General features: G+C 42.8%; 9 protein-coding genes and 1 pseudogene. All 10 read left to right on the top strand.

What is annotated here, in order from left to right:
- On the top strand, nt 1-779 hold a 779-nt coding region (locus OOZ15_RS19460), incomplete at its 5' end, for a PKD domain-containing protein (protein ID WP_265958114.1).
- Nucleotides 776-2,143 carry a PKD domain-containing protein gene (locus OOZ15_RS19455; RefSeq protein ID WP_265958113.1) on the top strand — a complete coding sequence of 456 codons (1,368 nt, stop codon included), beginning with the start codon at nt 776-778 and terminating at the stop codon, nt 2,141-2,143. The genes OOZ15_RS19460 and OOZ15_RS19455, both read left to right, overlap by 4 nt.
- Before the next feature lie 39 nt (nt 2,144-2,182).
- Entirely contained in the window at nt 2,183-5,944 is a 3,762-nt protein-coding gene (locus OOZ15_RS19450; protein ID WP_265958112.1) for a fibronectin type III domain-containing protein, read from the top strand.
- Nucleotides 5,945-5,950: 6 nt separating this feature from the next.
- Nucleotides 5,951-6,385 carry a hypothetical protein gene (locus OOZ15_RS19445; RefSeq protein ID WP_265958111.1) on the top strand — a complete coding sequence of 145 codons (435 nt, stop codon included), beginning with the start codon at nt 5,951-5,953 and terminating at the stop codon, nt 6,383-6,385.
- A gap of 209 nt (nt 6,386-6,594) precedes the next feature.
- Nucleotides 6,595-6,828: a hypothetical protein gene (locus OOZ15_RS19440; RefSeq protein ID WP_265958110.1), complete on the top strand. Its 234-nt coding sequence runs from the start codon at nt 6,595-6,597 to the stop codon at nt 6,826-6,828.
- Nucleotides 6,825-7,232, top strand: a complete 408-nt coding sequence (locus OOZ15_RS19435; protein WP_265958109.1) for a hypothetical protein — start codon at nt 6,825-6,827, stop codon at nt 7,230-7,232. The genes OOZ15_RS19440 and OOZ15_RS19435 overlap by 4 nt, the downstream gene beginning before the upstream one ends.
- A 2-nt stretch (nt 7,233-7,234) precedes the next feature.
- Nucleotides 7,235-7,678, top strand: coding sequence for a hypothetical protein (locus OOZ15_RS19430; RefSeq protein WP_265958108.1), 444 nt, complete (start codon nt 7,235-7,237; stop codon nt 7,676-7,678).
- Nucleotides 7,650-7,910, top strand: coding sequence for a hypothetical protein (locus tag OOZ15_RS19425; RefSeq protein WP_265958107.1), 261 nt, complete (start codon nt 7,650-7,652; stop codon nt 7,908-7,910). The genes OOZ15_RS19430 and OOZ15_RS19425 overlap by 29 nt, the downstream gene beginning before the upstream one ends.
- A 119-nt stretch (nt 7,911-8,029) precedes the next feature.
- Complete coding sequence (locus OOZ15_RS19420; RefSeq protein WP_265958106.1) at nt 8,030-8,932, top strand: outer membrane protein assembly factor BamB family protein; 903 nt, start codon at nt 8,030-8,032, stop codon at nt 8,930-8,932.
- Between the two features lie 13 nt (nt 8,933-8,945).
- Nucleotides 8,946-10,070 (top strand): annotated as a pseudogene (locus tag OOZ15_RS19415) (hypothetical protein); the annotation flags it as partial.

Here is a 10,070-nt window from a genome sequence, read left to right as displayed (position 1 = left end):
AAGACCCGGAACCGGTTATCGTGGACCTTGGAGAAGACCGGACCTTGTGCAACGGACAGGAACTGGTATTGGACATAAGTATCGACGATCCCGGGGCTACCTACCGCTGGCAGTCCGACAACGGGTTTACAAGCACCAATGCCCAGGTAAACTTAACAACTGCCGGAACATATACCGCAACGCTAACTACGAGCAAAGGGTGTACGGGCAGTGATACGGTTGTCATTGCGACGTCCACGGCTGATATCGATTCGGAGTTTGTGATCGCCACCCAAGGCTTTACAGGGGAAGATATCGTACTGGTCAATACCAGTGCCCCCATCAGTGGGGACACGCAGTGGATACTGCCCGAAGAAGCAGAAACCATACAGCAGACCCCTGAAAATATCACCCTGAGGTTCAATGAGGTAGGCGTTTACCAAGTGACCCTGCGTTCGTACCAGGGCGAATGCTACCAAGACCATACCAAACCGGTGGTGGTGGAACATGCCCGTGACCTGCCGGACGTGGGGGATGCCGAAAACCCTTTTGTAAAAGAGTTTATGGTGTACCCGAACCCCAACAGCGGACGGTTTACCGTAGCGGTCACCCTGGCCGAGCCTGCCACGGCCTCGCTCAGGCTTTTTGACCAGGTCAGCAATATCCCGGTGGACGATCGCCTGCTCCATGGATCGGACCGGTATACCACACAGTACCAGGTCTCCTTGACCCCGGGGATCTATATCCTTTTGTTGGAGACCCCGGAGGTGCGCGACATCAGAAGAATTGTGATAGAATGATAGAAAAAACACACATAAAAACAGTATTGGCCATCGTATTGGCCATGGGGATGGGGGGCTGTGCCAAAGAGGAGGCCTTTCCGGTACTGGCGGATTTTAAGGCCACCATTGCAAACGATGATATTTCGGTACCGGTAGAAGTAGCTATTGTCAATTCCTCCGAAGGGGCTGATAATTACCGGTGGAGTTTTGAAGGGGGCTCCCCTTCTTCCTCACAAGATAAAAACCCGGGAACTGTAACCTATGACAAACCCGGAACATATACCATACGCTTAACAGCCACGAACAGGGATGGAAGTACGGACACCAAGGAATTGACCCTGGTACTTATTACCGCTGTTGAAATCGGCTTTACTACCGAAATCCTGGAAAGCAACTACAGCCCGGTGGAAGTCAAACTGACCAATACGACCCAAGGGGCCAATACCTACCATTGGGCCTTTGAAGGGGGGACGCCGCCGTCTTCGGATATGCAGCACCCCGAAAATGTTGTTTTTACCGAGCCCGGGGAGCATACCATTACCCTGGAGGCGGGCAATGGACAGGATACCTATCAAGAGCAAAAGACCATTACCGTTGCCCCTTACCTGGAAGCGGCCTTTGATATGGAAGTGGCTTTTGAGGACGATGACCATCAGGTACCGGTATCGGTAAGCCTTATTGACAACAGTACCAGTGCCACCGGTCACCATTGGACCTTTGAAAACGGGACACCGGCCACTTCCACAGAGGAAAACCCGGTGGTGGTTTTCAATACCCCCGGCACCCATACCATAACATTGGAGGCCACCAATGGCAAAGAAACCAAGACGGTTTCCAAAACGGTCACCGTGTACCAGGATACCAACCTAAGGGTTTTTAAGGATATCAAACTGGGGATCAACACGGCCCATAGCAGTAACCATATCGGGGCATTTTTCTCGGCCACTGCCCGGGAGGTGTACAACCAGGACCAGGTGACAACCGAAAACGGGCCGCTGATCGATATCGTGTATTTTGGACTGAACGGGAACTTTAGCTTTAACCGTTTTGTGTCGCCCGATGAAGCTGAAAGCCTCACTTTTGAGCCTATTCCCGGGGCGGCCCATACAAAAGTGATCAATTTGCAGGAATCTTGTGGGTGCTCGGCATCGCTGAGTGTAGCTGAATTTGATGCCATGAACGATGACAGTTTGCTCTCTGGCATGGCCATCGAGGAGACCAATGCCGGGATGCAGGATTTTGACGATAGCGTGGTGCCCAGGATCGTACTCTTCCAGACCAGGGACGGGCGCAAAGGGGCTATTAAGATAAAGGAATTTGTATCGGATGGACAGGATTCCTATATCATCGTAGATATCAAAATACAAAAACAAGGAAGTTAAAGAGGAATATAAAAGAATTATAACCAGCATACATGTTTTATGAATAAATCAAGTAGATATCAGCGAATAAAAAAGTTACTGATCCTTTTTATAGTACTGATCACTGGCCAAGTACACGCCCAGCTATATCCGGTAAGTGTCACTACGCAGGTGCACAAGCCCTATAGTGTCCGGCTTTCCCAGTATACCACCTCTATTAAGGAACGGCTCACGGTAACTTTAAACTTACTTGATGTCAATGACTTTAACCGGAAAGTACGGTTAAAGTTGATCGTAAAGCGCAATAACCAAGTGTTCTTCACCAGTGGTCAAGTAGTGACCGGCGCCCCCTTTATCACTTTGAGCGGTGGAGAATCAAAAACCTTTACCAATTTAGATTTAGGGGCTTATTTCAGGTTGGAGAACCTACATGGGATTTCACCACAAATGTACCACCAGCCACTTCCGGATGGATTGTACCAATTTTGCTTTGAGGTCTATGACCTGGTATCGGGCAAGCGCCTTTCCAAACCGGGGGGTGATTGTGACCTGGTGCACATGGTCCTTCATGACCCACCGGTATTGAATTTCCCAAGGGCCGGTGATGTGGTAAGTGCCCAGCTCCCCCAGAACATAGATTTTAACTGGACGCCCAGGGGGATTGCCCCTTCGAATGTGGAGTATGAATTTACCTTAAAGGAACTCTGGGATACCCAGATCGACCCCCGGGCAGCTTTTCAGGCCAGTGCGCCCTTGTACCAGGCCAAAACCTTTGGGGACCGTTCCTTTCTTTATAATGACATCGCCCCCCAGCTGATCGACGGGAAGACCTATGGCTGGCAGGTACGGGCCTTTGTAAGTGATGGCATCGAAGAAACGGCCCTCTATAAGAACAACGGGTACAGCGAGATCTTCTGGTTCACCTACCTATCGGATTGCGCCCCACCGGACTTTATACTGGCCGAGGCCATCAGTACCAGCAGTGAGCGCATCACCTGGCAGCAGAACCTCGACCATTTAAGCTACCGGTTACAGTACCGAAAAGTGGATTACAAGGAAGAAACTGAAAAACAAAGGGCCCGTAGGGAAAAGCGCAACAAACGAAGGGCTGAAAAAGGAAAAGATCTGATAGAGTTTGATCCCGAACGGGTGGATTATGAGTGGTACGAGGTCAATTCCCGAAACCCCTATGCCACCATCCACAACCTGGAGGCCGGTACCACCTACGAATACCGGGTGGGCGGACAGTGCCATGTCGGCAGCGGTTTTAGTTATTCCGACCCGAGGGAGTTTACCACCCCCACCCCTGAAGAGAGCACCTATTACAACTGTGGATTGCCCCCGGAGGTGACCATCTCCAATAAAAGCCCGCTGCAAAACCTAGGGGTAAATGAAACTTTTACTGCCGGGGATTTTCCGGTAACGGTCAAAGAGGTACGTGGTGAGAACGGAAGGTACAGTGGTTGGGGCTTTATCGTGGTGCCCTACCTGGCCGACACCAAAATACGTGTGGTCTTCAACGATGTACAGATCAATACCGATTACCAGCTCATACAGGGGGAAGTAGAAACGGCCTATGATGCCAATTGGAGCAATGTTCATGAAATAAAAGGTCTTGCCACCCTGCCACAGGATATCCAGGATATCGTCAATGGCATCACCGACCTGTTGAACAATTGGACAGGCACACCGGAGGAAATAGCCGAGCTACAAACCCAAAAAGGCAAGCTTGACGGGCAACTGGATGCCGTTATGGATGACCCAAGTGTTCCGGAAGCGGTCAAGGAAGGACTGGAAAGTACCAAGGAAGGCCTTTCCGAAAGTGTGGACACCCTTACCGAAAAGAGCGATAGTACAGAAGAGGACAAGGAAAAGGTGACCCAGGCTGTCCAAAAGACCGTGGACAAGCTCAACGAACTGGAAAGCGGCAAGCATATTGAAAGCAATAACGAGGTCATTGCCGGGGACGGTTACTTTGACGGGGTGATCAATTTTTCAATTAACAGTGAAAAAACCATACAAAATATTGATGGTAAACAGCATATCCAATTAGATGAATTAAAGAAACAGGATAAAGTCAAGGACACCCTTGTCAAGGTCGCCTTAAAGCCCAACAAGCGTTTATTGCTGACACAGTCGGACACAGGGTCCCTGGATGATTGGGAAAATGTAGGGCAGGCTAAAGCGGAACTGGCCAATATAGGGGCCGATGAATACCTGTTATGGTTGCATTACGATTACGGCAAGAATCAAGTAAAATATAAAGTTGCTTTTGGTAGTAATTATTTTAAAGGCACTTCATTGGCCCGCGATGACCTTGTAGACCTATACAACACCATCCTTGCCCATGATTATGAAGGGAGCATAGGCTCGGCAGTAGTGACCGCTACGGAGGCGATGGACAGGCTCCTGGAAGAATACAAAGGCTTTATCCCCTATGCCAACGATGAACTAATAGCCGGACTTACCACTTACGAAATACTGAAAATAGCGGTAGGTTTTGCCAAGCATTGCGGGAATGACATTTCAGCGGCACCCGGGGGGATCGTGCCCAAATGCCTCTGGCAGGATCAAAACACAAACCCGGCCATGGCCTATTATGCAGGCTTTATAGACGGGGCTTGGGAAATTATACCGACAACGGTAGCTGCTGGTAAGTTTTTATATGCATGGCAACCTTTGAACAATTCTTACTACTGGACACCAGAGGCCATACAGACCCGCCAGCAGACCATAGAACTGTTGCTGCTCATGGAGCAACTACACAATGAAGATGCTTTATACGACACCTTAAAACAGCAGTTTGGCAATGAGTTTGACAAGTACATAGATGAAACAGTAGCACTTGATGCCCAAGCCCGCTACAACCAAGGAAAATTGATTTTTGAAGTGGCTTCGTTTTTCTTTGGTGTGGCAGAGGCAAAAGCTGCTTTAAAAACAGGGAAGATTACTTCGGAAACCTTCCAAATGCTAAAGAAGATACCATCTTCAATGGCAAGTTTCATTAAATCGGCTGCCAGGTTTAGCAAAAAAGTGGTTTTACAACTGGAAGCCTCCACAGGAAAGCTGTTGTTGGACGGGCAACATTTTGCTACCATTATAGGGAAGCGAATAAGGCTTGTAGAAGTTATTACAGAAAGCATAGCCGAAAATTTAAAACCCATAGGGCAATTGGTAACCCCCGAAGGTTACACTCTAATTGATGATAACAAAAGCCTTGGCGAGCGGGTGCTCAACATAGTTGAAGATGCCAAAGGCAAGTATAGGGTTGCCGTTGCGAAAGCTGGGAAAATACTAGTTAATACTTTGGATGATTTCACTAAATTGTCCTTAAAACAACGATTAGATTACCTTAAAGAAGCATGGAAAGCCTATTATCCACAAATATTCTTTGAACGTAAGTTATTTGAAGATATGATGGGATATTACCGCTATAAGAAGTCATTAGGGTGGGGACATACTGGAGATATTGCACATAATTTTAAAGCAATAGATTTTTACAACGACTTCACAAAAGTAGGTGATGATGTTTTTGCTGAAACTGTGGTATCTATGAAAACCACCACCACTACAAATGTAGATAATTGGCTGGCTTCTAATCCTGTCAAAAGCAACTTGGATAATCTTGAGATTGGTAAATTAACTGGTGATGGTGTTTCTTGGAATGGAACAACAATTAAATATAATGTTGCTGAAGTTCATATTTATATGCCACAAGCCAATATAAATCCCCAATTAAAAACAAAGTGGTTAACCAAACTCGCTACTGAAAGACCTGAGATTACTTTTAAAATTAATGCACTAGAAGATTTTGTAAATTGAGAATAAATGAAAAATGTAAACCTTACAATATCAAGAGATTTGTATAAAATCAATCCAAGAGAAATCAAGAACAAAATAAGTAGAGATAATTGGGTAGACTCAATTGAAAAAGAATATAATTACTTTATTTGGTTTGAAAATACAGAAAAAGGGGAAAAAACATTAAATGAAATTGAGGCAATTCCTGAATCTTTCAGGGATAAGACATTAAAGGGACTTAATAAATTAAAAGCGTGTGCTGAATATAATGAGAAGAAAAAATATTATGAGTTAATTGTCCTTTTTGTTGAGGATTTTGGTTTAATATCTATTACCAATATGAGATCAATTGATTTTAGACAATTACAAAGCTTACTAAATTTAGCAAAACATTTAGATGCTTATTTGTTAAATAATGGTACAGAAATAATAGATGAGAGTTATTTGGAGTCTTTGTCATAAGATTTTGATTTAAAAAGTTCTTTGAAAAATATAATTTGTGAGTTGTGGTGGTACGAGCGTTATGCCTGTCTGACAAAGGATTGCACTAGCTCACTACAGGTGATTTATTACTAGATGGACAACATTTTGCTACCATTATAGGGCAGCGAATAAGGCTTGTAGAAGTTATTACAGAAAGCATAGCCGAAAACTTAAAACCCATAGGGCAGTTGGTTACCCCAGAAGGCTACACTCTTAATATGAGTGATGGTAGAAGCCTTAGCGAACGGGTGTTTAACATTGTTGAAGATGCCAAAGGGAAATATAAAGTGGCTGTGCAAAAAGCCAGGGAGTTTGTTGTAAACACTTTAGATGATTTTACAAAGCTTACTTTAAAACAACGATTAGACTATCTTAAGGAAGCATGGAAAGCCTATTACCCACAAATATTCTTTGAAATATGATGGGACATTACCGTTATAAAAAAGCAGATGGTTGGGCACATACAGGTGATATTTCTTCTAATTTTAAAGGAGTAGATTTTTATAAAGGAAGTACTGTAGGTGACCAAATCTTTGTTGAAACTGCTGTTTCAATGAAGACAACAGCTACTACCGATGTAACTAAATGGTTGGCCTCTGAACCAATTAAAAAAAATATAAAGTTCTTAAAAGAAGGATGGGAAAATTTAGATGGTTTAGTAAGTAATGGCAAATCTATGTTTTTTGACAAAGCTGAAATACATATTTATATGCCCAAGGAGAACATAACTGACGCTTTAAAGACAATATGGATGAATAAACTTGATGGCGTAAATTCAAATATTAAATTTGAAATAAAAGCATTAGAAGACTTTATAAACTATTAATTATGAAATTAAAAAGGAATGACATATTTACAATAGCAAAAGAACCATATGATTTAGGCGGGGATAAAAGTAATAGCAAAATTGAATATTTAAAATGGGTAGAGTTTATTGATAATCATCCTGAAGAGTTTATTTGGAAAGAAAACACAAAAAACGGAAAGGAATTATTAGCAAATATTGATAAAGTTCCTGACTCTTTTAAAGAACGTGTTTTGGCAAGTCTTAATAAGGGGGCTTGTTATAGAGAATTTGATAAAAAAAAGGGTTACTACAATATTAATGTTGGTTTTAATCCAGTAAGTCGTTCGGTCAACATTGGTTTTGAACGTGTACCTAAACCCGAAGACCTGAAAAACTTTCTTGAAATGGCAAATTATTTAGATGCTATGTTATTAAGAAATGGTACAGAAATAATAGATGAAAGTTATTTGGAATCTTTGTCATAAGATTTTGGATTTAAAACTGCCTCAAGTCACCTCTTTAGACCAGATTAAATGGGTTTTTGACGGTAAAAAAGTAAGCAACCTGACCAAATCTGATTTTATGGAAGTTTTAGAGAGTGCGAATATTTCTGACGATGTAGTAAAAAAATGGGTTAAAGATATTGAAGAACCTACAGTAGATGATCTTTTGGACTTGATTGAAACAAATTTTAATGAAATTTTTAAGGTAAAATGATTTGGCATAAAATAAGGGAAATTAAAAACGTATACGCGTCTCTAACACTTGTTAGTGACAGATTTCTATTTTTTGACACAGAAAATAATCTTCACTCTTATTCATGCTCTGAAAAGGATATGCCAGAAATAGAGAAAAGACACTTTGATAAGAGCTTTTTGCTAAACGTAAAAAAGAATGGTGTTTTTGTATATCGTGATGGTTCAATTTACACTCTAAACCCAACTTCCTTACGTTTGGATCAAATCTGGGAGGGTAAATTTGGAAGAGTTGCACATCTGGGTCAATCCCATATTTGTGAGCAGCTATATGACCGAAATAGTAAAGCGGTGAGAGTAGGATGTTATAACAGACATGATGGTAATGAACTCTGGAAGATAGATTTCCACGGTCACAGATATGCCAGAAATATAGCAGGGAAGTTATTTATCACAGATATTAATTTTACCTATTTTATTTGTTTGAACCTTGATACTGGAAAGGAATCTTGGACTTATTCTTTTCCAGAAGGCGAAAAGGTAGCGGGAGATATTTACTTGTATGAAGGTGTATTGGTGGTTCCATCAATGGCAGGGCAAGCACCAGATAGTAACGATTATCTACGCGGTATAAATGTTGAATCTGGTGAATTGCTTTGGAAAAGAGATGGAAGTTTTCAGTACTATCAGTTAGAGAGAAGTTCGGGCTATTTATATGGTTTTGCGCATGGACTTTATGAAGTTACTGATATTGAGTCGGGTGAAAAATTGGTTGATAAAAAGCTAACAAATGATCTCTGGGTGTCCCAACATATGAATTCTCTCGGAGATGGTGGCTTATATTTTGTTGACGGCACTCATACCAATATGGGCATGTTCATTAGCAAATTCGGTAAAATCAATACCGAAACCCATGAGATAGAATTTATACAGAAATTGGATGTTGCAGAAGGTGTAAAAGCTGAACCGCCTATTTATCATAAAGGGAGGCTTTATATTAAAGACAGTATGGATGTCTTGCATATTTATGAAGAAAGCAAATAAAACTATACTGTCTTTGAATAAACAATCACCATATATAAAATTCATCAACATAAAAAGACAAGGATTTTGTAAAATCTTCCTTGCTTTTGGTGTGTTTTTATTTTCCTATATAGGAAGAGCCCAGCAGATTGATTTCGGAAACATTGGCAAAGGCAAAGCATTTAAAATCGGAGGGGGCATTTCTGCCAATAGTGTATTCTATTCATCCAACCAGGAAGACAGTAGGGAACCCTTTACTTACTTCCTACAAGGGAGCCTTAACATAGGCTTTTTTGAATTTTCCATGCCCATAAGCTATAGTTTTACCAACCAGGGATCAAACCTGGATTATGAGCTGCCCTTTAACTTTAACAGGTTGAGCCTGCACCCCAAGTACAAATGGGTACAGGCCCATATCGGGGATATCAATATGTCCTTTTCCCCTTATACCTTGAGCGGTCACCAGTTTACCGGGGGCGGTCTGGAACTCACTCCCAAAGGCGGGTTTTCCTTTAGTGCAGCTACGGGAAGGTTTTTAAAAGCTGTGGAAGATGATGGAGGTCCACAGACCATTCCCGCCTATAAACGGATGGGCTATGGAGCAAAAGTGGGTTACAAGGCCGATACATATGAAGTGGGGCTTATCGGGTTTTATGCCCGTGATCAGGTAAACTCCATCGCCATGGTCCCGGAAGATAAGGACGTGCTCCCCAAGGAAAACCTTGTATTGAGCATAGAAGGCGCTTATGAAATCCTAAAAGGGATGCGGTTAAGGGCAGAATACGCTTCCACGGCCATGACCCAGGACCTAAGGGCGGAACCGGACCCCGATAATGAAAAGGTATTCTCAGGACTGTTCTTTCAAGGCAGGGCCTCCACGGAATATTACAGTGCCATCAACACCGGTCTGGACTACAGTTTTGGGAGCTCATCCATAGGCGTGGGATATGAGCGTATCGACCCGGGCTATGAAACCTTGGGGGCCTTTTACTTTAACAACGATTTTGAAAACATTACCCTGAATGCTTCCACCATTTTATGGAAAGAAAAACTGGATTTGACCTTTAATATTGGCTATCAAAGGGATGATTTGGAAGGCCAGAAAGGGAACAGCACCAACAGAACGGTAGGCGCTGTCAATGCTTCCTTTGAAGCCTCT

Source organism: Galbibacter kalidii (assembly GCF_026241135.1).
Taxonomy (GTDB): Bacteria; Bacteroidota; Bacteroidia; order Flavobacteriales; family Flavobacteriaceae; genus Galbibacter.
Note: the sequence above shows the minus strand (reverse complement) of the source record. Positions and strands in the feature narration are given on the sequence as shown.